This window comes from Peribacillus sp. P4_B1 (genome assembly GCF_056402395.1).
Genome location: NZ_JBFUHM010000030.1, coordinates 18,694 through 42,319, shown reverse-complemented (window position 1 = coordinate 42,319; position 23,626 = coordinate 18,694). Strand labels below are relative to the sequence as shown.

The 23,626-nt window shown below is 39.8% G+C and carries 21 protein-coding genes and 3 pseudogenes; 14 read left to right on the top strand and 10 right to left on the bottom strand.

The window, feature by feature from the left end; translation table 11 throughout:
- Positions 1 to 75: 75 nt before the first annotated feature.
- Together AC1DVK_RS17120 and AC1DVK_RS17115 are read left to right on the top strand one after the other, a co-directional pair.
- Positions 76 to 804, top strand: a complete 729-nt coding sequence (locus AC1DVK_RS17120; RefSeq protein ID WP_477626962.1) for a hypothetical protein — start codon at positions 76 to 78, stop codon at positions 802 to 804.
- Between the two features lie 186 nt (positions 805 to 990).
- On the top strand, positions 991 to 1,467 hold the full coding sequence (locus tag AC1DVK_RS17115) for an Lrp/AsnC family transcriptional regulator (protein WP_089364467.1): 477 nt from the start codon (positions 991 to 993) through the stop codon (positions 1,465 to 1,467).
- A 34-nt stretch (positions 1,468 to 1,501) separates the two neighbouring features.
- Here AC1DVK_RS17115 and AC1DVK_RS17110 read toward each other — a convergent pair whose 3' ends face one another.
- Together AC1DVK_RS17110 and AC1DVK_RS17105 are read right to left on the bottom strand one after the other, a co-directional pair.
- Positions 1,502 to 2,053 carry a chromate transporter gene (locus tag AC1DVK_RS17110; RefSeq protein ID WP_061461889.1) on the bottom strand — a complete coding sequence of 184 codons (552 nt, stop codon included), beginning with the start codon at positions 2,051 to 2,053 and terminating at the stop codon, positions 1,502 to 1,504.
- Between the two features lie 29 nt (positions 2,054 to 2,082).
- On the bottom strand, positions 2,083 to 2,640 hold the full coding sequence (locus AC1DVK_RS17105; RefSeq protein WP_089364465.1) for a chromate transporter: 558 nt from the start codon (positions 2,638 to 2,640) through the stop codon (positions 2,083 to 2,085).
- Positions 2,641 to 3,011: 371 nt separating this feature from the next.
- On the opposite strand from AC1DVK_RS17105, the pseudogene AC1DVK_RS17100 reads away from it, so the two are divergent.
- Positions 3,012 to 3,143: pseudogene (locus AC1DVK_RS17100) on the top strand (gamma-glutamyltransferase); the annotation flags it as partial.
- A gap of 306 nt (positions 3,144 to 3,449) precedes the next feature.
- Here AC1DVK_RS17100 and AC1DVK_RS17095 read toward each other — a convergent pair.
- The 3 genes from AC1DVK_RS17095 to AC1DVK_RS17085 form a co-directional block, all read right to left on the bottom strand.
- Entirely contained in the window at positions 3,450 to 3,608 is a 159-nt protein-coding gene (locus AC1DVK_RS17095) for a hypothetical protein (protein WP_155727230.1), read from the bottom strand.
- Positions 3,609 to 3,977: 369 nt separating this feature from the next.
- Positions 3,978 to 4,850 (bottom strand): DMT family transporter, encoded by an 873-nt coding sequence (locus tag AC1DVK_RS17090; protein ID WP_410862759.1) that lies wholly within the window; start codon positions 4,848 to 4,850, stop codon positions 3,978 to 3,980.
- A gap of 703 nt (positions 4,851 to 5,553) precedes the next feature.
- Positions 5,554 to 5,766, bottom strand: a complete 213-nt coding sequence (locus AC1DVK_RS17085) for a hypothetical protein (RefSeq protein WP_061461893.1) — start codon at positions 5,764 to 5,766, stop codon at positions 5,554 to 5,556.
- 195 nt (positions 5,767 to 5,961) lie between these two features.
- On the opposite strand from AC1DVK_RS17085, the gene AC1DVK_RS17080 reads away from it, so the two are divergent.
- The 6 genes and pseudogenes from AC1DVK_RS17080 to AC1DVK_RS17055 all read left to right on the top strand — a co-directional run bounded on the left by AC1DVK_RS17080 (position 5,962) and on the right by AC1DVK_RS17055 (position 12,196).
- Positions 5,962 to 6,858, top strand: a complete 897-nt coding sequence (locus AC1DVK_RS17080) for an amidohydrolase (RefSeq protein WP_477626961.1) — start codon at positions 5,962 to 5,964, stop codon at positions 6,856 to 6,858.
- Positions 6,859 to 6,886: 28 nt separating this feature from the next.
- Complete coding sequence (locus AC1DVK_RS17075) at positions 6,887 to 7,048, top strand: FIMAH domain-containing protein (protein WP_477626974.1); 162 nt, start codon at positions 6,887 to 6,889, stop codon at positions 7,046 to 7,048.
- A 503-nt stretch (positions 7,049 to 7,551) separates the two neighbouring features.
- Positions 7,552 to 8,908 (top strand): annotated as a pseudogene (locus AC1DVK_RS17070) (APC family permease).
- 27 nt (positions 8,909 to 8,935) lie between these two features.
- Entirely contained in the window at positions 8,936 to 10,561 is a 1,626-nt protein-coding gene (locus AC1DVK_RS17065) for an amidohydrolase (RefSeq protein ID WP_477626960.1), read from the top strand.
- 33 nt (positions 10,562 to 10,594) lie between these two features.
- On the top strand, positions 10,595 to 11,494 hold the full coding sequence (locus AC1DVK_RS17060; protein ID WP_477626959.1) for a carbon-nitrogen hydrolase: 900 nt from the start codon (positions 10,595 to 10,597) through the stop codon (positions 11,492 to 11,494).
- Between the two features lie 561 nt (positions 11,495 to 12,055).
- Positions 12,056 to 12,196: a hypothetical protein gene (locus AC1DVK_RS17055; protein WP_155727232.1), complete on the top strand. Its 141-nt coding sequence runs from the start codon at positions 12,056 to 12,058 to the stop codon at positions 12,194 to 12,196.
- A gap of 498 nt (positions 12,197 to 12,694) precedes the next feature.
- Here the strand turns inward: AC1DVK_RS17055 and AC1DVK_RS17050 are convergent.
- Both AC1DVK_RS17050 and AC1DVK_RS17045 read right to left on the bottom strand, forming a co-directional pair.
- Positions 12,695 to 12,904: pseudogene (locus tag AC1DVK_RS17050) on the bottom strand (2-oxo-4-hydroxy-4-carboxy-5-ureidoimidazoline decarboxylase); the annotation flags it as partial.
- 303 nt (positions 12,905 to 13,207) lie between these two features.
- Positions 13,208 to 14,824, bottom strand: coding sequence for a PucR family transcriptional regulator (locus tag AC1DVK_RS17045; protein WP_061461898.1), 1,617 nt, complete (start codon positions 14,822 to 14,824; stop codon positions 13,208 to 13,210).
- Between the two features lie 386 nt (positions 14,825 to 15,210).
- Here AC1DVK_RS17045 and AC1DVK_RS17040 point away from each other — a divergent pair, with 386 nt between their 5' ends.
- The 4 genes from AC1DVK_RS17040 to AC1DVK_RS17025 all read left to right on the top strand — a co-directional run bounded on the left by AC1DVK_RS17040 (position 15,211) and on the right by AC1DVK_RS17025 (position 19,491).
- Complete coding sequence (locus AC1DVK_RS17040) at positions 15,211 to 15,444, top strand: Rieske 2Fe-2S domain-containing protein (protein WP_081108706.1); 234 nt, start codon at positions 15,211 to 15,213, stop codon at positions 15,442 to 15,444.
- Positions 15,445 to 15,555: 111 nt separating this feature from the next.
- Positions 15,556 to 16,803 carry an allantoate deiminase gene (gene allC / locus AC1DVK_RS17035; protein WP_061461899.1) on the top strand — a complete coding sequence of 416 codons (1,248 nt, stop codon included), beginning with the start codon at positions 15,556 to 15,558 and terminating at the stop codon, positions 16,801 to 16,803.
- Between the two features lie 14 nt (positions 16,804 to 16,817).
- Positions 16,818 to 18,080, top strand: a complete 1,263-nt coding sequence (locus tag AC1DVK_RS17030) for a pyridoxal-phosphate-dependent aminotransferase family protein (protein ID WP_061461900.1) — start codon at positions 16,818 to 16,820, stop codon at positions 18,078 to 18,080.
- Between the two features lie 31 nt (positions 18,081 to 18,111).
- Entirely contained in the window at positions 18,112 to 19,491 is a 1,380-nt protein-coding gene (locus AC1DVK_RS17025) for an allantoinase (RefSeq protein WP_477626958.1), read from the top strand.
- A gap of 160 nt (positions 19,492 to 19,651) precedes the next feature.
- Here AC1DVK_RS17025 and AC1DVK_RS17020 read toward each other — a convergent pair whose 3' ends face one another.
- From AC1DVK_RS17020 to AC1DVK_RS17010, 3 genes are read right to left on the bottom strand one after another with little or no spacing between them, the layout of a single operon-like run.
- A complete protein-coding gene (locus AC1DVK_RS17020; RefSeq protein WP_061461902.1) occupies positions 19,652 to 20,098 on the bottom strand; it encodes a PaaI family thioesterase in 447 nt (148 codons plus the stop codon).
- 16 nt (positions 20,099 to 20,114) lie between these two features.
- Complete coding sequence (locus AC1DVK_RS17015) at positions 20,115 to 21,665, bottom strand: solute symporter family protein (RefSeq protein WP_477626957.1); 1,551 nt, start codon at positions 21,663 to 21,665, stop codon at positions 20,115 to 20,117.
- The gene (locus AC1DVK_RS17010; RefSeq protein WP_289320900.1) at positions 21,662 to 22,015 is read right to left on the bottom strand and encodes a DUF485 domain-containing protein; all 354 of its coding nucleotides are present in this window, start codon (positions 22,013 to 22,015) and stop codon (positions 21,662 to 21,664) included. Before AC1DVK_RS17010 ends, AC1DVK_RS17015 begins: the two co-directional genes overlap by 4 nt.
- A gap of 278 nt (positions 22,016 to 22,293) precedes the next feature.
- Here AC1DVK_RS17010 and AC1DVK_RS17005 point away from each other — a divergent pair, with 278 nt between their 5' ends.
- Positions 22,294 to 23,622: a phenylacetate--CoA ligase family protein gene (locus AC1DVK_RS17005; protein WP_061461905.1), complete on the top strand. Its 1,329-nt coding sequence runs from the start codon at positions 22,294 to 22,296 to the stop codon at positions 23,620 to 23,622.
- Positions 23,623 to 23,626 lie beyond the last annotated feature (4 nt).

The window sequence follows — 23,626 nt, the reverse complement described above, 5'->3', positions numbered from 1 at the left end:
GATTACACCTAATAAAGGGCATCAGGTTTACTACAGGCTAGAGGAATCCATTTTGACTGGAGGTGCGATAGAAGGATGACTAAAAAAATAAAAATGATTGTTTTCATTACAGCTGTTATATCGATTGGAGGTATCCTTTTATTTGTTCGATTTCCAAAAGAGCCGGAACCCTTCATATCGGACAGACAAGTCATCGAACGAATAAAATCAACCTTCTCTGAGGCTCAGCCTAGGGTCATACAAGATCAAATATTTTTGGACAATACACATGTGTTTGTCCCCTTTATTAACGTAGATAATGGGTATGGGATGAGCTTTTGGGTCTGGAAGGGCAATAAATGGAGAGTGGCTTCTGTGGAAAATAGCGGTCAGCCACAGGTTTGGAATGGAGAAGAAAAATCTTTGATCATGTGGAATATGGATCCGAAAGATGACATTTCCGAAATCAGGGTTTTTATGAGAAAAGATAGAGGTTTTATGGTATCGGATGGCATAGCTACCTATCAACCTGGAATAGAAATGATGCACAGCATTGTGCTTAATGGAAAAACGTACGGAGTCGGGAGATATCCTGACAATTGGAGGGAGCTTATGGATCAGTATGTAAAACTTCAGGTAGAAGATCGGCAGAGTGACTTTCCTGAATTTAACAAACTGATACAGTTGGCTATAAATTTTTATGATAAGGATGGGAATGAGACATTTCCTGAGCACTCCTTTAACGGAAATGGCTATATGACAGGAGATAACTTTGTGGATGTTCCTTTCCTTGTTCAAGCGGATGAGTTGGAGGGAGCCTATTGAAAAGGGGCTGCCAAAATTAGCTTGCCATTACACGTATCAGTTTTTATATATTTGGCTATTGATCATTCGTAAAATCCGCCGTTTTTATAATGGAGCTTAATTTTGAAAGTAAAAAGGAAGATTGTTGTGACCCGCTGGTATTCTCTGCGATAATGGAATAAAGAAATCGAAAAGGAGCTACGTAGGATGGCAGAGGACTTTAAGATTCCCAGCTTGAAAGTTGATGAGATCGATAAGAAAATCATATCGGTTTTACATGAAGATGCGCGAATTTCGTATACCGACTTAGCGAAGAAAGTGGAGCTCTCCAGGGTTGCGGTTCAAATGAGAATCAATCATCTTGTTGAAAACGATGTGATTGAGAGGTTCACTGCGGTCATAAATCCAGCTAAGGTCGGCATCCATGTTTCGGCATTCTTTAACGTTGAGGTTGAACCTAAATATCTGGAATCAGTCGCACAGCAATTAGAAAGTGAACCGGCTGTAACGAGTTTATATCATATGACCGGTCCGAGTAAACTCCATATGCACGGAATCTTTACTGATAACCAGGAGATGGAACGTTTTCTCAATCAGAAGCTGTATGCGGTCGTCGGTGTTGTCAGCGTTGATTGCCAAATTCTCATTAAACGTTATAAAAGCCGGATGGGCATGAAGCTTTAAATGAAAAAATCCCCCTATATAGGTGGATTTTTTATTATGTGAGCGGGATGATAAAGCCGCCGTAGGCAAAGGCAAGTATGATTACGAAGGCGGGGTGGATCTTGAATTTACCTAGGGCCAAAAAGGCCAATCCAGCGATGACGATTGAATGGATGTAGCCGATGGAACCTACGGCATGCTCGGCCATATTCCAGGTGAGCAATAACATCATGATCGCGATCACGGGCTGTACAAGCAGGGACATGCCTTTTACGATAGGCGATTGCTTGTATTTTCGCAGGATTTTTAATAAATATATCAAAGCCACAGCTGAAGGGATGATTGTGCCTGCCAATGCGACTAGAAATCCTGGCCAGCCATATACATCATATCCGACATATGCGGCTATTTTCGTGGCGATCGGTCCTGGGAGTGAATTTCCTAACGCAAGCATTTGTGAGAACTCGGCATTATCAAGCCAGCCATAACGGGTGACGATTTGATCATACATAAGCGGAATCGAGGCTGGACCTCCGCCATAACCAAGAATATTGGCAATGAAAAAAGCTAGAAAAACAGCAACTCCTATTGGGATAATAAGACCCATTAAGCGGATTCCTCCTTCCTATTAACCTTTTAATTTTTCAATCTTTCCTTTAATTTAAAATGGAACGCCCCATATAAAAGGAAAATCATAATGACGATACCCGGATGCAGGGAAATGACCTGCAGAAGCAAAAAGGAAATCGCAAAAAAGGTGATTCCGAGCATCTTTCCTAACCCTTTGACCGCCTTTTCGCCAAACTCATAAGCCATTTGACCAAGCATGACAGCAACAACCGGCATTACAGCAGCGATCATATTACTGATCATTGCCGAATTACTTAAAACATTAATGAATGCAATCAAGAAAACCATCGCAATGCATGAAGGTAAAACGTGAGCGGCCACGCTGACGATGGCTCCAGGCCAGCCTTTTAATTTATAACCAAGATATGCTGCCATCTTAGTGGCAATCGGTCCTGGGAGTGTATTGGCAATCGCCAAAGTGTCCCCGAATTCATCATCGTCGAGCCAGTGATAACGGGAAACTGCTTCATGGCGGATGAGCGGGATGACAGACGGCCCGCCGCCGAAACCTAATATCCCCGTTCTCATCATCCCAATCGTCAATTCCGTATATGGATTTTTCAAAACGATTCCTCCATGTTTTAAAATTTAGGGTTTATTTCCAGGATGATGAATTAATGATAACAAAAGTGCTTTCGAAATGTATAAAAAATTTTAATAATAATTACGTAACGAACGAAATAACTATCTTTTTTTAATAAAATAGGCTGATGAATTTAAAAAAACGCACTTTTTGTCTTGGAAACTAAAATTTGAATTACGTATTAAAAAGAAACAAGATTAATACAATTGTCATAAACTTTCCAAAATATAAAATAAATAAAAAGAGTAAATGCATGACCCAATCGATAATAGGGACGAAAAGAAAGGTGGAAAGCCCTCTTGCATCGATAGCAGGAATTAAAATTCCTTAAAAAGGGGGGACTTATAATGCGGCAGTGGCAGCGAGTGTATGTTTGGATGTAGTTTATCCGCATATGACCGGGCTTGGTGGAGATACTTTCTGGCTTATATATGAAAAGAAGGACGGAAAAACTCGTACTAATAATGGAAGCGGACGCTTCTGAAGAAATGTCAATCTTGGAGCATATAGAGGAGAAAAGAAGATCCCTTTTCGCGGGGTAAGAAGAGCACTTACAGTTCCTGGGATGGTAGAAGGTTGTGGTGAGATATTGAAAGAATGTGGAACACTTATGCTAGTGAAGTTCTAGAGCCGGCGATCCAGTATGCTGAAGATGTTTTTCCGATTACGAAAAATCAAGTAATGTGTACCGAAAGAAATTGGGATTGGCTTTCGAAGGCACCGACGTTAAAGAAGGGAGTCTATAAAATATAAAAGAAACAACGGTTGTTTTTAAATGACTACCGTTGTTTTATTTTCGTGAAAATAAAAGAGTGCTTAAGGCAATAAGTAAAATCAAGCCCCCTAGAGCTGCAGGAATCATTCCGAAACTGCCGCATAAATAAATAAAGGTAAATACGGGAAACACCAAAACCAAAAACACTTTAAAAACATACGTATTTTTTGTCATAAAATACCTCCATCTATAGAATATCACAATAATAGGGGAATATAAGCCAATTAGCAATATCCTAAACTTTTACAAGCAGTATGGACTTACCCCCTTCAAGTAGATAGCTTAAAAAAAGACTAGGCTACCCTCATTATTTAATAATTTAGGACAACCTGAATCTTGAATTCTTTGAATAAGTTTGAAATTTATCCCCTTTTTTAGCCATAATTAAAATCCCCTCCAAGTAATAGTGTAACATCCATGTTTTTTCATGGACTTTTTACACTGTCTACTTTAAGGGGATAATATCAATAGGCAGCCTTTTTTAAAGTGACTGCTCTATAGGGGACATTTTAATATATAACACCAATCAACTATTTAATGATGTTATTCTTCCCGAATGACTAATAACACACCAATAAAAATTAATATTGTACCTATCCAAAAAGACAAGCCGATTTGTTCACCTAGTATTAACCAACCTAAAAAAGTTCCCACTATAGGTTGTAAAAAGAAAAATAATCCACCACTTGATGCGGTAAGCATTTGCAGTCCGCGATTCCACAGTAAAAAGGCACATGCTGTGGAAATAACGCCCAAGTATAAAAGGCCGCCCCATATGGATGGATGCATGATTGCTTGAAAATCAAGCTCATCTAATCGACTAATCGTAATAGGTGTTAAAAAGACAATTGCCACAAGCACAGCATATGTCGTTATAACGATTTGTGAATATTGCCCAGGTACACGTTTAATTAGCACAGACATGAGTGCCCAGGTTAATGCAGCAAAAAGCAGTGATACGCCCCCAAGTTGGTGAGATGAGCCGATATGGGCATTTCCGACAATGATACCGACACCGATCGTCGCTAAAATAACAGAAATTGATTTTTTAAAAGTAATCTTTTCTTTTAAAACGATACGTGCAAATATCACCATAAATGCAGGTGTTGTTGAAGTAATGATGGCTCCCATTTGTGCAGTAGATAGTAGCGTACCGACTTCCTGGGTTACGATAGATATTGTGTTTCCAACAAGTCCTATAATGAAAACCAAAAGCCAGTCCCGTTTTTCAATCCGCCAAGATTGTTTTGTTATGAAACCAATAGTTAGCAATGCTAAAATCGCAATTACATATCGTAATAATACTAATTCAAGTGGTGGAACAACGTCTACCACAACTTTTACCACAACATACATCCCGCCCCAAATGCTAGCAGCGAGTGATAAATATAAAGAACCTAATATAGTGTTTTTCATTTTGTACCCTCCGTTTTAACTAAATATTCCCAGTCCTTAACGGAGATGCAATTTTCTACCGTTAAGGAAGAATAACTGCAGGTACATCATTTTCGAATAGCGGTGACCACAACATCGGCTTTCAGCTCTCTTTCAAAAATATTTACATTCAATGATTTTAGTTAATTATAAAGCTATTCCAAGCTGTTACTGATCATTCGATTCAATAATCAGTAAGTTATATTAAATATACAAGATTTTAGTGATTTATAAAACAACAAATAATAGTTTTAGACACAGCGTAACTCCCTTGAAAATCTTCCATTAAAAAACTACTTTGCACATTGAACCCATTTTTTCCGGCATGATTGCAAAAGAGGGACCTCCCGGTTGCCGTAGATGTAGAAACCCCACCAGTGGTTAATAGGAAAAGGTAGGGTTTTGTCAGGTGTTTTAAGCTTAAGTATACTGTCTTGGTTGACGAATAATCTTTTCTTTTATTTTAATGTAAGATTGAAAAATGGATTATAGTTGGAATGAAAAGAAGGATTTATAGGGAAGGGAAACAAATGGTACAGTTGATGTTAGTCAAATTGTCGGCAGCGGTAATGATGAAGTAATAAAGCTGGAAAGAAAAAACGTGGATTAGGATTAAAAGGCTCCCTTAAAGAGTAATCCTAATCCACCATTAAGTTGAATTTTTTAGTGCATGACCTTTCCAGCATCACAATCGGTTATATTTTCGTTCGATTTTCCTGAACTCATCTGATAGTTCAAATAAGGTGTGTAATACTGCTGTTTGGATATATAGATTCATATAATTATCATTGCTCTTCTTTTGAAAAGATAAATCATGTTTTTCATTAATTTTCCGAGTTATACATTCATTAATTTCGCTCCACATTTCTTTTGTTCCTTCTTTAATTTTAGTCTCCATAATCTCCCACTCCTTTTTTATTAGTTTATCCAATCTATTACATTCTTATACTTATTTTTTTGCCAAGCTGGTAACTTTTTTATCTTAAAATTAATATCTACTGTTCAAGTTATGATTCATTGCGTTGAAAAGGAGAGAGAAGCGACTATAGGGTTAGTCCACAATTAGTTTTTTGTAGAAATTAATAACCAAAATTTGCTTAAAGCATTTGAGGATCTGGACAATGCAGGGAAATTGACCTTAAGATACGATTTAGGGTTATGGGCTGATGAAACCAAAGGGACAGAGCAGATTGGGAGATTTAAAGAAGCGCGTGATAAATATCAAGGAGAGTTGTACAAAATAGATACAATTAAAATATTTTCTGACGGCGTCGGTGACAATCAACTGGTTTGGGATCAAGAGATTTTAGAGGAGACCGTGGCTGCTTTAGATAAAGAGGGTTTCCGCGTCTATATCCATGCGATTGGCAATCAGGGATTTTACCCCAGTGGTAATTCTTTGGACGCTTTTGAATATGCAGCTAAAGTAAATGGAAAAAGAGATTCCCGACATGTGATTACCCATCTCGACTGGGTTCGGGAAGATGATGTTTCCCGGTTTAAGGACTTAGGGGTAATACCTGTTCCTCAGCCCGCCTGGTTTGGTAATGATTGGTATGATGATGTGAGAGTTGAAGAGTTAAAGAATCTTAATCGGATGAATAGCTATTTTGAAGCCGGAATACCCGTTGCTTCATCAAGTGATTTTCCTTCCACCAGTGAATTTCTAAGTGACTTCCGGCCTTTTACAGGAATAGAGGTAGGGGTAACAAGATTGGATCGGGACAAAACCGATCAAACCGATCTAAAGAAAGTATTATGGCCTAAGGAAAAAGCTTCTCTCGAAGATATGATTACTAGCTATACAATCAACGGAGCTCATTTGATTTTCCAAGAGGATGAAAGAGGTTCTATAGAGGCGGGCAAGAAAGCGGACTTGATCGTTTTAGACAAAAATCTCTTTCAGATCCCAGTAACGTCAATTGGTGAAGCGAAGGTCTTGATGACTTTTTTCGAGGGGAAGGAAGTATTCCGCCATCCTAATTATTAATGCATCCTATATAAGAACTTGCTGAGCAATTCGAAGAAGAAAGGGAAATTGTCAACCATGTGTTGCCCGTTCACTACAGGCACATTTGGATACCGTGGTCCGCTTTGAAAAACTGGAAGCAGACAAAAGGATTGTCAAGCACATTAAAAGGTTTAACGGTTACTTGGCAATCATAAAAAAGATGGGTTGATATCCAAGGATGCGTATACCTTTAATTAAGAAGTGGCAAAAAGATTCCAAGAAAGACCTGGGTTACCAAGTTGATGTCAAATAATGTAGTTTCAAGGGAAGGGATGTTCGTGGTCCCTTTTCTTATACTCATAAATAAATAAGTTTTGAGTGCTTTTACTATATGACACAGTAATAATAAGCATTAATCGCATCTTAAACAATCGCGGGATTTGCGTGTCATACCAGATACAATTTATCGATGACTCCATTACAGCACGTAGCTTATTTCGAACCTTATTCGTATCAACAAGAATACACGGTGAGACATCTTCATAGCTAACGACTATTTATGCAATCTTAAATAATTGGTGCAATATTGCATAAAACTATTAATCTATTAAAAAATCTGTATATTGTAATTATTTCGAATGTATCGGTAATTAAATCGTTAAATAATTAATCTCTGCTTGGTACGGTATTTGCATATAAGTTAATTAATCACGAATAAGGGTGGAGTGATACATGGAGAATGCAAAATTAAGACGTTCGTTAACAGTGTTTCCTTTAGTGCTATTTGGATTGGCTTATATGGCACCTACAACAGTGTTTTCTACTTATGGGGTTGTTGCGGAAATAACGAAAGGGATGGTGCCTGCTGCTTATATCATAGCTTTAGTTGGTATGTTATTTACAGCCTATAGTTATGGTCAAATGGTTAAGGCCTACCCTGTTGCCGGTTCTGCATATACATTCACTCAAAAGGCTTTTAATCCTCACCTTGGATTCCTAGTGGGCTGGGTTATCCTATTGGACTATTTATTTTTGCCAATGATCAATGGGTTACTGATCGCCATTTACTTAAACGCATATTTTCCATCCGTTCCTTTTTCCGTCTGGTTAATTGGCTTTGTAATTTTAATCACCACTGTAAATATAATTGGAGTGAAAATAGCAACAAAAATAAATCTTTTACTAGTTGCCTGTCAATTCTTAATAATAGTTATATTTACATTCCTGTCAATTAAAGGGTTGCTTAACGGAATGGGTTCAGGAACATTATTCATGAGTTCTCCATTTGTGAATGGAGATATACCACTATCTTTAGTATTAGCGGGATCTTCCATTTTATGTTTATCCTTTTTAGGATTTGATGCTGTTACTACATTTTCAGAGGAAACCATTAATCCTAAAAAGGTAATACCAAAGGCTATTTTCCTCGTCGCATTAATAGGGGGAGGTCTGTTTGTCACCATCTCATACATCAGTTACCTTGTTTACCCAAATTTCCAAGCCTTTAAAGATGCAGATTCCGCCTCCTTGGAAATTGCTATGTACATCGGGGGTAATTTATTTCAATCTATTTTTCTAGCAGGTTATATTACCGGGGGGCTGGCGTCTGGTTTATCAGCTCATGCAAGTGTTTCGCGACTTTTGTATGCGATGGGGAGAGATGGAGTTCTTCCAAAGAGAAATTTTCGGTCATATTCATCCAAAATTTCAAACTCCAACACACAACATCATCTTAGTGGGCATTTTTGCTTTATCTGCGTTATTTATTGATTTAGTGACAGCATCATCCTTTATTAACTTTGGAGCGCTCGTGGCATTTACGTTTGTTAATCTTTCGGTTATTTCCCATTATTTTATTAAAGAAAAACAGCGAAACGGAATTAACACACTAAAGTACCTAATATTGCCGCTGATTGGTACTGGTTTCACAATTTGGTTATGGACAAGTCTTGATTCAAAGGCACTTTTACTCGGACTGGGATGGTTTGGAATTGGTTTCATCATGCTCCTTTCTAATACGAAAATGTTTAGTAAACGGCCACCAGAGCTTTCTTTTGATAGTGCGATTGAAAAAGAAATTCAAGCATAAAAGCTATATTCATTGAGGAGGACAAAAATGGTAAAGGCAGACATCATTCTTTCTGGTCAACATGTTTTCACTGGGTTACAAGATGAGCCAATAAAAGCAGCTATCGCTATTAAAGATAATAAAATTATTAAAATCGGTTCTAAAGAAGATATAATGTCATTCCTTGGAAATCAAACAAAAGTGTATGACATGGATGACGGACTAATTATTCCGGGATTTCATGATTTTCATATGCACATTATGATGGGAAGCATTTTACAGAAGGACAGTGCCAAATTATTTGATGCAGTTTCAGAAGAAGATGCAGCCAAAATAGTAGGTGAATTTGCAGAAACGAGATCAAATGATGAGTGGATATTTGGTGTCGGTTGGGATCATACCAATTGGAAGAACAAAGTGCTGCCACATAGAACAACACTAGATAAATATATTAGTGATCGCCCTGTTTTATTATTCAATGCAGAAGTGCATTACGCATGGATCAATAGTAAAGCAATGGAAATGATTCAATTAACGAGGGATACCCCAGATCCGGAATATGGAGAAATTGGAAAAGATGAAAATGGGGAACTGACAGGCCTTCTATTTGAACAGGCAATTGGGTATGCATCAGAACATGCCTACAAATTATCGAAAGATAAACGTGTAAAACTATTCCAAGGTTTTCTTAATGAAACAAAAAGATTGGGAATTACGTCCGTTAATGATTTATACGGAGCTAAAATTGCGCCAAATCCATTAGACGATCTTGAAATTTTTAAGGAATTTGAGAGAGAAGGGTTACTTACAACCAGAATTCACTTTTCGCCGGAGTTAAAAATGGATTTAGCTGTCGCAAAGGAATTACAAAAAAAATATCAGTCAGACAAGCTCACCTTTTCTGGATTAAAACAATTTATAGATGGTGTTGTGACAAGTCATACTGCTTTTTTATTGGATCATTACAAAGACCGTCCAGATACAAAAGGCGGAACAACTTATCCAGCTGAAACAATTAAACAATTAGTAAAAAAGGCAGATAAGGAAAATTTTCAAATTCGTTTCCATGCAATTGGTAACGGTGCAGTCCGCTTAGCATTGGATGCATTTGAAGAAGCGAGAAACGTAAATGGAGAAAGGGACGCCAGACATGTCATTGAACATGTGGAGGTATTGCATCCAGACGATGTTCATCGCTTTAAGGAATTAAATGTAATCGCCTCATTTCAACCTAAACATATTGAATTAATGGAAAGCGAGGCATATACGGCCAGAATCAGTGAAAAACAACAACCACTCTATTATCCTATCAAAACACTCGTGGATACTGGTGCTAAAATTGCCTTTGGTACAGATTTTCCTGTAGTGCCCTTAAATCCCATGATGGGTATTTATCAGGCAATCACCAGAAAAGATTTAACCGGGAAGGCGTGGCAAGAGTCGGAAGGAATAACATTAGCTCAAGCGTTAAAATATTACACGGCTACACCGGCATTCGGGTCTCTCAGAGATAAAGAATTAGGTACTTTGGAAGCAGGGAAGATAGCGGATATCGCAGTATTAAATAAAAATTTATTTAGCATATCAACAGAGGAAATTCTTGAAACAGAAGTGAAGATGACGATTATGGATGGAATGGTCGTATATGAAAACCAGGTCGTTCAAACTGTATAAGATAAAAAATAATAAAAGTGAGGTAGTGAGAAGATGTCAAAAGTAAAAGTTGGCCTTATTCAAATTCGTTGCGGAGAATCCATTGAGCAAAATATTCAAAAAACGATAGAGAAAATAAAAGAAACAGTAAATAAAGGTTCACAAATCGTTTGCCTACAGGAATTATTTTCTTCGCAATATTTTCCGCAAACGGTCAGTGTGAAAAATTATGATTTAGCTGAAGATGTAGATAGCGGTACATTAGCCGAAATGGGTGAATTAGCAAAGGAATTAGCAATTGTCTTGATTGTACCTTTTTACGAAAGAGCAGGTGCCGGTATTTATTTTAATAGTGCAGCTGTATTTGATGCTGATGGAGAATGTTTAGGGATTACAAGAAAAAATCATATTCCGGATGGTCCCCAGTATCATGAAAAATATTATTTCGTTCCAGGCAATACAGGGTATCCTGTCTATGAAACGGCTTATGGAAAAATAGGAGTCGGGATTTGTTGGGACGAGTGGTTTCCAGAAGTTGCTCGAATTTTGAGCTTACAAGGTGCAGAAATATTATTCTATCCTTCCGCTATTGGTTCAGAACCAGATCATCCCGAGATATCAACAAGATCATCCTGGGAAAAGGCAATTTCTGCTCACGGCATTTCTAATGGTGTATTTGTTGCTGCGACAAATCGAGTGGGCCAGGAAAAGGATATGAATTTTTACGGCGGTTCATTCATTAGCGATACATTCGGGAATATTTTAGCTTCACTTGATGAGGAAGAAGGAATTATCGTGCAAGAAATTGATTTAAAAGAAATAGAAGAGACTAGAAAAATGCTGCAATTCTTTAGAGATCGACGTGTCGATACATACGGACCTATATTACAAAAAGAAATACTTCCAACCCCATCCACTTCAAAAAAGGGAACAAGCAAAGCACTGTTTAGTTAATCATTAAAAACGGCAGGTATGATTACCTGCTCAGACTGTAGACAAAACTTGATAATGATTGAGTTTGCCGAATTTGTTATTTTACACTCCGGGCACTCGCTTACCGCGGTCCCCAAGGCGTCCTTTGCCCCTGTGGGTTCTCCCTTGGACGCGCTAAATTTTAGGTGGAGTTATTAGTGGTACAACTGAAAACACAGGTGTACCTGGTGTGCTTGCAGCAGTTACAAAACCGACTGCATTGTTTAGATAATCTATAGTTCAAAAGAAAAAAACCAATTTTCCTTTATGGAGAGTTGGTTTTTTACGCTGTTCAAATGGCCGTAAATGTAACAGCATTCTATTTCTTGCTTTAAAGAAATAACGTGTGAATTAGCTTTTGATCGGGGCTGTCGCTAAGGCGGCTTTTCCTTTATAGGATGGTTAGCGAAGAACAATATGGGAAATACTAAAAGAATGAAAATATTACCGAATTTTCAGAAAAATACATTGACGGGAAATTGCGGTTGTTATATATTATTAATAAGTTAAATTTATTGTTATATAACAGGAGGAGGAGTCAAGATGATGAATATTCAGGATAAAGCCTATGAAAGTTATTTAAAGATTTGTGAAAGGTATGAAATAGAGTCGATAAATTTCGACCACTTCATCAAAAACTTAACTAAAGATCAGTTGGATGAATACAGTAAATTAGCCGTTTAAATGAAAGGACGTGATTGCACAAGATGGACCTCCGGGTTGATGTAGATGTAGAAGCCAGTTAGAAACCCCACCAGTTGCTATTGGGAACAGGTGGGGTTTTGTTATGTGTTTTAAGAGGTTATTTTTAATTACTTTACTTCATTAAGTAGAGGGGGGAAATCAAAATTGATTTTAGTTGGAATGATAAAGAGGTATTTATTCGGAAAGCAAGGAAAAAATGGAACAGTTATAAAGTTGGGTAAATTGTTGGTATCGGAAATGATCATATTACATGGTAAGGTTAAGAGATGGAAAGCAAACGTGGATTAGGAAAGATAGGATTATACTTTGGTATTAATGGGTTCCCTAAGGGGAGTTTTTTATCCTAATCCACAATAATGGTTAAATTTGTCACAGGCCTTTCCGATAAATATTAAATTCGGTATATTTCCTTTCAATTTTCCTGAACTCTTCTGAAGGTCCAAATAAGGTATCAAATACGGCTGTTTATAAGTCCTATTAATCCGCGCCGCGCTGTTCCTTATTAGAATCATCACTCATTTCAACTTTGTCCCCAAAATTCGGGTGCTTCCTGATTAACATTAACTTTTCTTCTTTTGATGAATTGCTTACAATGTCCACCATGCATCGATGCAGGTTGATTATTGGTGAAAAGGGCCTATTGGCAGCCGATTTTTCTGCAATCCAAGGTGAATGTTCAAAAGTATCACCAAAGCGTGAACTCCTTTTCGCTTAGTGCATTTAGTGACTAAGGGTAATCATCTTCCAGGATGGCATCAACATACATGGTAAGAACATGCTGAAGTCCCAAGAAGGCCTTGGACTTATTAATTCTTTCATTCATAAAAAAAACTCCTTTCCTAACGTGTTGTCGTATTATATCGCGCCGTTTTGTTCTGATTAATATTATCAAAATTAAAAATCAGAGAATTGTAATTAGTTAGATTAGACAATTTTTGGCCGTTGATATAGACAACTTACATAAAGTGAAGGGAGGTGGGACTGATGTTTTTATAGATTGAGTAAGGATTTAATGCGAAGGGCAAGTCGTATCTGGAGTGTGGTCTCTGAATCTTTTAAGCTCTTGCCGAGTAGCTCTTCACATTTCTCGAGTCTGTAAACAACGGTGTTCCGGTGAACGAATAATCTTTTAGCAGTTTCGGATATTTGGCAATGCGTTTCGAGATAGACGGATAATGTCTCTAATAAGGGTTGCTCCTCCTCGGTGAAAATTTTTGAAAATCCCTGTAGTGCAAAAAGATAAAAGTTCTTTAAGTCTTCTTCGGGGATGATTCTCAGTAATTCCACAATATCCCTCGTCTGGAAAGCTTGGATATATTCTGTCCTTTTCGAACGACCTCCTTCCAGAAGGGAGTCGTTCGCTTCTTTGTAAGAGTTTTTTGTTTGTAAAAAACTTGGGCTCATAAGGCTCACTCCGAAAGAAATCGTGCAGTCGAACTGGCTGGATATTATCTTCTGCAATGATTTAAGCGAGATTTCGACAGTTTGGAGAACATCGGCAAAGACTTCACTCACTTCGTATAAAAGAATGCATTTCTTACCTTTTGTAAAGAGATGGATGGGATTAGGTGATATGCGAAGCTCATCTTCTAAAAATTCGTATATCGAATCAGCCCTACGTTGCAGCTGTGTGTAACTTTTGGCCAATTCGGATTCATCGATTTTTCCGACTGCACATATATAGGCTTGTTCATTATGTAAGGAAAACTCTTTTGCCCGGTTTATGATTTCCTCTTGTGAGGAGAAACTGCCATCAAGAAAATGAAGGAAGAAATCATTTCGGGTATTTCGATCATGCTGTTTAAGGGCATGCTCTTTCATCAAGGCAAAAGAAATGACATTAGTTGCCTGCTCTATCGTCAGTGTTATGAGGTTATCACTAGTCTTGATTTCTCCTGATATCGTCAAATAGCCGATTTTTTCTTCATACATATAGATGGGGAATATTGTATAGGTTCGTTTATTGGATAGAGATGAAAAGGAAATGAATGAAGTTTTGGTTTTATGAAATCGGAATCCTTCATCACTCATTTTTTTGATTATTGGAATAATTCTGGATGTTGAAATTGGATGGAATATCGGATTAAGATACTGGTCAATTAATATGATGGGGTATCCAATCATATCCGATAAATGATCAAGGAGCTTTTGTATTCCTTTCCCCCGCATGATTAAGTTTGTGAATTGCTTATGTGTTTCCATTGCAAATGTCAATTCCGCTGCCCGTTGATCCAAAATCCCCCGTAATGTATGGTTGATAATTTCCCCAAGTGACATTTCTGCCGGGAGATCAATGATTGGAAGGGATAATTCATTGGCAAGAACCAGTACGTCCTCAGGAATTTCTTTTAGAAATCTACTTGTCTTTATCCCGAGGGCTGCGCAACCCTGGTTTGCCATCGCTTCGACGAGTGATGACAAAAGGCGTGGGTTATCCTTTACGTGATAAGCCGTGGTCACAAGGAATTCATTTGGTTTTAAAAAGTTGATGATATCTGGAGCATCCATCATGTTGACTGTCTGGACTTTGCGTTCGTTCCCTGTTTCTCCGGCAATTATATTCATGCCGGTTAAAGCGGGCATTGTTAAAAGATCTGTTACCTTCATCTGAAACACCTCATTTGGGGAAAATAAATTATTGAGTGTGATTTTATAAATACAGCTGTATATGAATCCAATGAATTGAATCGGGTTTTACATGTCCTGTATATCTTGAATCATTACGATTACACACATGCTTTGCGGATTTTAATTATCATATCATACAAATCCTTTGGCATATCTTACGAACTTCATTGTTTGGTTTATTGTTAGGGTGTATAAAAATAGGTTTTTGTGTAAGGTTTTATAAAAATTAACGTGAGAATAAGGGCGGCGATAAAATGAGTGAAAGCACAGTTGCTTCAAGTAAGAAAAAAAGAGTAACTCCGTTTTCGAAAGAATGCAGATTCGGCTATGAGTAATGGGATGTATTATCGCAATATTGGTTTCGTGTGGCTGCAGTGGGGGAAGTGTCGGAAAAACCGATAGGCATTAAACTTCTGGGTGTACACCTTGTCCTTTATCGGGCCAGTGGGAAGATTATCGTTGCAAGGGACCTTTGTCTGCATCGTGGTGGGCGGAGAGTGATGAAATCGTATGCCCTTACCACGGTTTTCTGCACCCTCTTCCTTTACAGGCATTATTTGATTGCTTTTCGTTGGTTATTTTGCACAAAAATACCCTGAAATACTAACAGAATTGTCAATGAAGTTATATGCGAAAGCAAGTAAAATAATAGATAACAAAAATTTGCGAATATTCATAACATGAGTGGATATTGGAAGGGAGGCGATGGGATGGGCATTCAAATCGAACAGTCCATAAATGAAAAGGACGAAGTTGCTTCGATGATTGAATGGTTAGCATCTTTCGGGGCAACGAAGAGTAATGGGGTGACCCGGTTATTATATTCCAAGGAATGGATGAGCGCTCAGCAGGCAATGAAAACTGAGATGGAAAAAGAAAACCTTATTACATATTTTGATAGTGTAGGCAACTTGTTTGGCAGGCTTGAGGGAACGGGCCCCTCCGGTGAAACCATTTTGACCGGCTCTCATATAGACACGGTCAAGGATGGAGGGAAATATGACGGTGCATATGGGGTCGTCGCTAGTTTCCTGGCAGTTAAGAGGTTGTATAAATCCTATGGAAAACCGCGGAAGACGATTGAAGTCGTTTCCTTTTGTGAGGAGGAAGGAAGCAGATTTCCTTTAACGTTTTGGGGATCGAGGAATATTAAAGGAGCCTATGGTCTTGAGCATGTCAGGGATTTAAAGGATACTGAAGGAATTCCTTTTTTGGAAGCCATGAAAAAATCAGGGTTTGAACCTGAAGCCTATATAACCCCGGTCCGCGATGACATTGAACGGTTTGTCGAAATTCATATAGAACAGGGGATGGTGCTTGAAAAGAATGAGAATACAATTGGGGTCGTCAGCCATATTGTCGGGCAGCGCCGTTATACGGTGAAAATCATTGGTGAGAGTGATCATGCGGGCACCACTCCCATGTCCTATAGAAAGGATGCAGTCGGTTTTGCTTCTGAATTCATTTCTTTTTTAACGAAAAAAACGAAGGATATGGACCCGGGTTTAGTTGCGACTGTCGGCAGAATGAATGTTAAACCTAATGTCCCGAATGTCATTGCTGGTGAAGTGGAGTTCAGTCTCGATATCAGGCACTACGAGGAAGTGGTTCTTGAAAGGTTTTGTCAGGAAATCTTTTCGACTTTCGATTCCTTGGCAAAAGAAGGTGAAATGAAGCTGGAGGTTTCACAATGGATGGATGTCAAACCTGTCGCGATGGATTGGGAAATGAATCGCCTTGCCCGAAAGATAGCTGAAGATAAAAATATACCTTACCAAGATATGGTCAGCGGAGCCGGGCATGATGCACAGGTATTTGGTTCGTATTGTCCGACTTGCCTGCTGTTCGTTCCAAGTAAGGGTGGGATCAGCCATTCGCCTAAGGAGTTTACGAGTGTTGCGGATATGGAAAAGGGAATCGACGTTTTAAGTGAAATACTATATAAATTAGCCTATTAAAAGGAGTGGTTAAAATGGCATATTCAGAATTGAATGCACCGATGAGAACGATCATGACACCAGGCCCGGTCGAAGTGGACCCGCGTGTCTTAAGGGCGATGAGCACACCGATATTAGGGCAATTCGATCCTGCATTCACTACTATCATGAATGAAGTGATGGAAATGCTGCGTTTGGTTTTTCAAACGAAAAATAAATGGGCGTTCCCGATAGATGGCACCTCAAGATCGGGTAATGAAGCGATTCTATGCAGCATCATTGAGCCGGGAGATAAGGTTCTGGTTCCGATATTCGGAAGATTCGGTCACTTGTTGGTGGAAATTTGTGAGCGATACGGAGCTGAAGTCCATACGATGGAATGTCCTTGGGGAGAGGTGTTCGAACCGCAAGCTGTAATCGCGGAAATCAAGAAGGTCTCCCCTAAAATAACAGCGATCGTCCATGGGGAAACTTCCACTGGTTGTATGCAGCCTTTGAAGGAAATCGGGTCGGCCTGCCGTGAATTGGGTGTCCTGCTTGTGGTGGATGCGGTTGCCTCCATTGGGGGCACCGATGTAAAGGTGGATGAATGGTGTATTGATGGATTGATAGGCGGGACACAAAAGTGCTTGTCCGTTCCTTCAGGTATGGCACCGATTACGTATAACGAGCGAATAGAAGAGATCATCCAGTCCCGCAAAAAGGTGGAACGTGGTATTGCGACCGATGAAGACAACCAAAAGGTTTCGCTCCGTCTTCCGATCACCAGTAATTATTTCGATTTAAGCATGCTGCAGGATTATTGGGGTCCGCGCCGTTTGAATCACCATACAGAAGCGACTTCCATGATTTATGCATTGCGTGAAGGATTGCGCCTTGTGCTTGAAGAAGGTCTGGAGACGCGTTTTGCCCGTCATGAACTCCACGAAGCTGCTCTCGTTGAAGGGATCAAGGCGATGGGACTAACGTTATTCGGGGATGGGAAAAACAAACTTCCGTGTGTAACTTGCATCGAAATTCCAAAAGGAATCGATGGGGAAGCTGTAAGAGCCATGCTGTTGAATGAATTCAGTATCGAAATCGCTTCCTCGTTTGGTCCGCTTCACGGGAAAATCTGGAGGATCGGGACCATGGGATTCAGCTGTAGGAAAGAAAACATCCTCTTTGTATTGGCCTCCTTGGAAGCTGTCCTTTTGCGCCAGGGGTTCCAAGTGAATCGGGGAGAGGCTTTGCAGGCTGCACTCGATGTGTATGTGGGAAAGACGGAGAAAGTGGTTGCATCCAGGGGAACTCTTTGATTTTATAAAACTATTTTGGAGGAGTTGTCGTATGTCAATATATGATCTTATTATCCGCAATGGGTATGTAGTTTTTCCTGATGAAGTGAAGAAGGCTGATCTTGCAATCCGGGATGGGGTGATTGTTAAGGTTGGGGATCATCTGGATGGTAAAGCGAATGAAGAGTATGAAGCGGATGGCCAGCATATCTTTCCTGGTATGATTGATGTCCATGTGCATTTTAGTGAACCTGGCCGCGCTCATTGGGAAGGCTTTGAAACAGGATCGCAAATGATGGCAGCGGGAGGCTGCACCACATATTTCGATATGCCCTTGAATGGAATCCCTTCAGCCATCGATCGAAAGGCTCTCCTTGAAAAGGGCAAAATCGGTGAGATGAAGTCAGTTATAGACTTTGGATTATGGGGAGGATTGGTCCCAGGAAATATTGATGAATTAGAGGATCTTGCCAAATCCGGAGTCATCGGATTTAAAGCTTTTCTCTCAGCGACGGGGAATGAGGAGTTTGAGCGAGCGGATGATTTCACCCTTTTACATGGAATGAAGAAAATTGCAGAATTGGGCAAGGTATTGGCCCTTCATGCGGAAAGTGATCCGATCACTCAGTGGTTTAAGCAGGATAAAGAGAAGAATGGACTATTCAGTGCGAATGATTATGCTGCTACAAGACCTGTGCAAGCGGAAGCGGAGGCTGTGGGACGTGCCATTACATATGCAGAGTTAACAGGCTGTCCGCTGCACTTTGTCCACATTAGCAGTAGTTTGGCAATCGGAAAAATTGAATCGGCCAAACAAAAGGGGCTGGATGTGACGGTTGAGACGTGTCCGCATTATTTATTATTCAATCAGGATGATTTAATAGAAAAAGGTGCGGTTGCAAAATGTGCTCCCCCACTAAGGGGAAGAGAAGAACAAGAAAGATTGATTACCTGTTTAATGGAGGAGAAATTCGATATGATTTCTTCCGACCATTCACCATGCCCTTATGAGCTGAAAGATCCTGCCATACATAATATTTTTGAAGCGTGGGGCGGAATAAGCGGAGGGCAATTTTCGCTAATGTCGATGATAGAGTTGGCTGTATTACACGATATCCCGCTTCATAAAGTCGCTATGTGGACAGCTTCAGCCCCGGCAAAAAGATTTGGTCTCTCTTCTAGAAAAGGACAAATTAAGCACGGGATGGATGCGGACCTTGCTATCGTTTCCCTTAATGGTACGCATGAAGTTTCGGAAACGAATTTTTTCGCGAAACATAAGCAAAGCGTTTATATGGGCCATACCTTTCCTTGCCAAATCACGGCTACCATTAATAGAGGGAAAATAGTTTATCAGACTGATGTAATAAGTGAATGGGAGCGTGGGGAATGGTTAAAAGTGATAGATTCCGGTATTGCGGTCAATAACTAGGGAGAAGGCTTTGCAAATAAGGTTCGGGGCAATTGAATTCATTATAAGAGAGGGTGATTCCGAATCGGAAATCCCCCTTTTTTTCTATGCTTACGTATCCTTGGAAAATCAAGGGAAAGGAAACCGGACAAATGGATTGCTTGTACGGTTCAAACGTTACTTATTCAACTTGGTCGACGAAATATTTATTTTTCCTGAATACCATCGCTTCCATGGTTGCAATCAATTCCCTTTCATTTGACACGTCTATTTTATACCATGCCAGTTTATGGTTTTTCTTTATCTCTTCCGCTCTGGCAGTTAAAGTCTCACCCCGTTTGCCAGCTGATAAGAAATTGATGTTGTTTGAAACGCCAACTGCTATTTTTCCATATGAATTGCTGGCTGCTGCGAACACGTAATCAGCGAGTGAAAAGATAATCGCACCGTGAACCGTTCCGTGTGAATTGAGCATATGGTCACTTGGAATCAATTCTGCTTCAGCTGTGCCGGGACCGAGTTTCGTCAACTTCATCCCGAGAAAAGAAGCATATGGTTCGTCGACAAGTACCTGTTTGATTTGGTCGTAATGCAATTCGTGAATATCCTGATCTAAATGAGTGGTCATGGAAATCTCCCTTCCTTTAATGGTCTTTTGCTGAACTTACTCCATACCCGGTGTTGGATTTGAACAGTACTTCAGGAAAATTGTTTTCCTCACCTTTTGCCGTTGACAGGATTGTACCTAAATAGGCTCCAATAAAGCCAAGCGGCACGGTGAAAATGGTAGGGTTGCTCATTGTGAAGAGGGGATTGCCTGTGAAAATACCCATCCCAGGTTCCGGATTCCATACATTGGGACTGAGCATGACCAGTATGATGGAACTGAGTAACCCGAATAACATTCCTGTGATCGCTCCGGTTGCGTTGAAGCGTTTCCAATATATTGTGCAAAGGATGATCGGTAAATTGGCACTTGCAGCAATTCCAAGCGCAAGGACTGAAAGAAAAGCGACATTCATTGATTGTGCAAATAAAGCAAGTAAAATCGAAATGACCGCTACGCCGACCGAAGCCATTCGGGCGACGAGTATTTGCTGTTTTTCCGTAATCTTTCCTTCTTTGATGATTTCACCGTATATATCATGTGCAAAAGCGGATGCCGAAGTTAAAACAAGACCGGATACAACCGCTAAAATCGTAGCAAATGCCACAGCAGAAACGAAAGCGAATAAAAATTCACCGCCCATGGTTAGTGCAAGAAGGGGCGCGGCCATGTTTCCTGCCGAGTTCGCTTCGACGATCCGGTCAAAACCGACGAAAGATGCAGCACCGAAACCAAGGAAGATCGTCATGATGAAAAATATCCCTATAAACCATGTGGAATATACGACGGATTTCCTTGCAGTAGCTGCGTCTTTAACTGTAAAGAAGCGGACGAGTAAATGCGGAAGGCCTGCTGCTCCAAGGACAAGCGACATATTAAAGGAAATCATGTCAAGCCCATCGGTGTATTTATTCCCAGGATTCAAAAAATCCTTTCCGAGCGGTGTTGCAGTTTGAACATGATGGAACATCTCTGAAATGTTGAAATTAAAACGGGAAAATACGATGAACGTCAGCACAGCGGAACCGCCTAGTAAGAGAACAGCTTTGGTGATCTGCACCCAGCTTGTAGCCCTCATCCCGCCGAAAATTACATAAATCGTCATCAATATACCGACAAGAAGGACGGAAAGCCAATAATCGATGCCGAGCAATAGTTTAATTAATCCCCCTGCACCAACAAGTTGTGCAATCATGTAAAAGATTGAAATGACAAGTGTGTTAGCCGCAGCTATCCCACGCACTTTTTTTGATTTAAAGCGTGCTGAAATCATGTCTGCCAGCGTAAACTTACCTAGATTGCGAAGTGGTTCCGAGACAAGATAAAGTAAGACAAGAAAGGCAACAAGGTTCCCGATGCTCATATAAAAGCCATCAAAACCAATCAGTGCGATGGCACCTGTAATTCCCAGGAAAGAAGCGGCTGACATAAAGTCACCTGCGACGGCCAAACCATTTTGCCATGCTGTCAATCCGCCGCCGGCAGTATAAAAATCACTGGCATTTTTCGTTTTCTTAGAAGAGTAATAGGTTATTGTGAGCGTTAACAAAATGATGCCTAAAAAAAGCGTTAGGGATAAAATGCTCATTCGCCAAGCTCCTTTTCATATTTATTCAAGATGTTTTTAGCCATCTTGTCGTACTTCGCTGACTTTTTAATATAGACGAATCCTCCTATCCATACTACGGCAAATTGGAGAAGTGCATATACCCAAGCCCAAGTAATATGGAAGAAGGCTTCGCCTTTCAGTACGTCACTATAAGCAGCTAAAATTGGCAGAACAAAATAAAAGGCAAGAAAGAAGAGAGTGACAGGTACGATGAAAGCATTTTTCTTTTGAATCAGTTCCTTGAATTCTTCCGTTTCAATTAATTGACGATACTTGTTTCCACTGTCATGACCTGCGGGTGAATGCCCCGTTTTAACCGGCGATTCCATAATAATCCCCCTTTTCGTTATAGTACAAATTTAAAACGTCCGTAGTTAAAGTGATATATCACTGTTAAAGTTAACATAGTCAGAAAATTTAGTAAATTAGAAAATGTTTTTTGTTTATTCTGTCATTTTTTGTGGAATTGAAAAAAACATTATTGACAACGTAGAAACGACGTATTAATCTTGAAAATGAATCATAACGATAATTTGATACCCGTTTTATAAACGTTATGAAAGAGGGGTCGGATGGGACACGAGCAAAATTAAGGGGGACTGAAACAATGTACAATCCGGAAGTTGAAACGGCAACGCGTGCTGAAATGGAAAGTTTACAATTGGCACGTCTTAAGAAAACGTTAAGCCATGTATATGAAAATGTTTCTTATTACAGAGAAAAATTTGAAGAGCTGGGCCTTGATCCAGAAGATATTCAAACTCTAAACGATGTGACAAAGCTTCCATTTACAAAAAAACAGACTCTTCGTGATCATTATCCATTCGGTTTATTCGCAGTTCCAATGGAGGAAGTAACGCGTATTCATGGTTCATCAGGAACAAGCGGAAAGCCTACAATTGTCGGGTATACAAAAAACGATTTGGAAAACTGGGCAACGATCGTCGCACGTGGAATTGTAGCCGCTGGAGGTCAAAAATCAGATATTTTCCATAACGCATATGGATATGGTCTGTTTACGGGCGGACTTGGCCTCCATTGCGGTGCAGAAAAGCTGGGGGTAGCCACCGTACCAATTTCAGGGGGGAATACCGATCGCCAGATTACGATCATCAATGATTTTAAACCGCGCGGCATTTGTGGAACCCCTACTTATATTTTGAATCTCGCTGAAAAGATGGAGGAGATGGGGATTGACCCTGCTGATAATGGGCTTGAGTATGGTATTTTCGGAGCTGAGCCGTGGTCAGAGGCAATGAGGGCAACACTTGAAAGGAAACTGAATTTGAAAGCGATCGATATTTACGGACTAAGTGAAATCATGGGGCCAGGAGTTGCGATTGAATGCCATGAAGCACAGGATGGACTGCATGTCGCAGAAGACCATTTTCTTGTCGAGGTCATTAACCCGGACACGCTTGAACTAGTTGAGGACGGCGAAGATGGGGAACTTGTCTTTACCAGCCTTACAAAGGAAGCGTTGCCAATCATTCGTTATCGGACGGGTGATATCGCCTCCATTACCCATGAACCTTGTAAATGCGGGCGTACCACAACAAGAATGTCCCGTGTGAAAGGCAGAACGGATGATATGATCATAGTCAGGGGAGTGAATGTATTCCCTTCTGAAATAGAGCGTGTGTTATTCCAAATGGAGGGAATTGTGCCTCATTATCAGATTCATCTCGTTAAGAAGGGGAAGATGGATGGTGTTGAACTGCACATTGAAATTGAAAGCGGTTTCTACAAGAAGATTGAAGAAGACTTAACGCATGGAGATGTAGAGATATTAAGGAAAACGATTCAGCATCATATGAAATCTGCATGTCTTGTAACGATGGATATTGTTGTCAACATTCCAAAAAGCATTCCGCGCTCAGAAGGAAAAGCCATTCGGGTCGTTGATAAGCGGAAAGATGAAGTGATTAGTTTATAACTGG

What these genes read in the sequence shown, in the direction of transcription:
- AC1DVK_RS17110 (WP_061461889.1), bottom strand. Translation starts at nt 2,053, where the DNA reads ATGGGTCTTATTATCCCAATAGGAGTTGCTGTTTTTCTAGCTTTTTTC.
- AC1DVK_RS17005 (WP_061461905.1), top strand. Translation starts at nt 22,294, where the DNA reads ATGTACAATCCGGAAGTTGAAACGGCAACGCGTGCTGAAATGGAAAGT.
- AC1DVK_RS17045 (WP_061461898.1), bottom strand. Translation starts at nt 14,824, where the DNA reads ATGAAGGTAACAGATCTTTTAACAATGCCCGCTTTAACCGGCATGAAT.
- AC1DVK_RS17055 (WP_155727232.1), top strand. Translation starts at nt 12,056, where the DNA reads ATGATGAATATTCAGGATAAAGCCTATGAAAGTTATTTAAAGATTTGT.
- AC1DVK_RS17010 (WP_289320900.1), bottom strand. Translation starts at nt 22,015, where the DNA reads ATGGAATCGCCGGTTAAAACGGGGCATTCACCCGCAGGTCATGACAGT.
- AC1DVK_RS17090 (WP_410862759.1), bottom strand. Translation starts at nt 4,850, where the DNA reads ATGAAAAACACTATATTAGGTTCTTTATATTTATCACTCGCTGCTAGC.
- AC1DVK_RS17095 (WP_155727230.1), bottom strand. Translation starts at nt 3,608, where the DNA reads ATGACAAAAAATACGTATGTTTTTAAAGTGTTTTTGGTTTTGGTGTTT.
- AC1DVK_RS17020 (WP_061461902.1), bottom strand. Translation starts at nt 20,098, where the DNA reads ATGACCACTCATTTAGATCAGGATATTCACGAATTGCATTACGACCAA.
- AC1DVK_RS17025 (WP_477626958.1), top strand. Translation starts at nt 18,112, where the DNA reads ATGTCAATATATGATCTTATTATCCGCAATGGGTATGTAGTTTTTCCT.
- AC1DVK_RS17120 (WP_477626962.1), top strand. Translation starts at nt 76, where the DNA reads ATGACTAAAAAAATAAAAATGATTGTTTTCATTACAGCTGTTATATCG.
- AC1DVK_RS17065 (WP_477626960.1), top strand. Translation starts at nt 8,936, where the DNA reads ATGGTAAAGGCAGACATCATTCTTTCTGGTCAACATGTTTTCACTGGG.
- AC1DVK_RS17030 (WP_061461900.1), top strand. Translation starts at nt 16,818, where the DNA reads ATGGCATATTCAGAATTGAATGCACCGATGAGAACGATCATGACACCA.
- AC1DVK_RS17085 (WP_061461893.1), bottom strand. Translation starts at nt 5,766, where the DNA reads ATGGAGACTAAAATTAAAGAAGGAACAAAAGAAATGTGGAGCGAAATT.
- AC1DVK_RS17115 (WP_089364467.1), top strand. Translation starts at nt 991, where the DNA reads ATGGCAGAGGACTTTAAGATTCCCAGCTTGAAAGTTGATGAGATCGAT.
- AC1DVK_RS17015 (WP_477626957.1), bottom strand. Translation starts at nt 21,665, where the DNA reads ATGAGCATTTTATCCCTAACGCTTTTTTTAGGCATCATTTTGTTAACG.
- allC (WP_061461899.1), top strand. Translation starts at nt 15,556, where the DNA reads ATGGGCATTCAAATCGAACAGTCCATAAATGAAAAGGACGAAGTTGCT.
- AC1DVK_RS17060 (WP_477626959.1), top strand. Translation starts at nt 10,595, where the DNA reads ATGTCAAAAGTAAAAGTTGGCCTTATTCAAATTCGTTGCGGAGAATCC.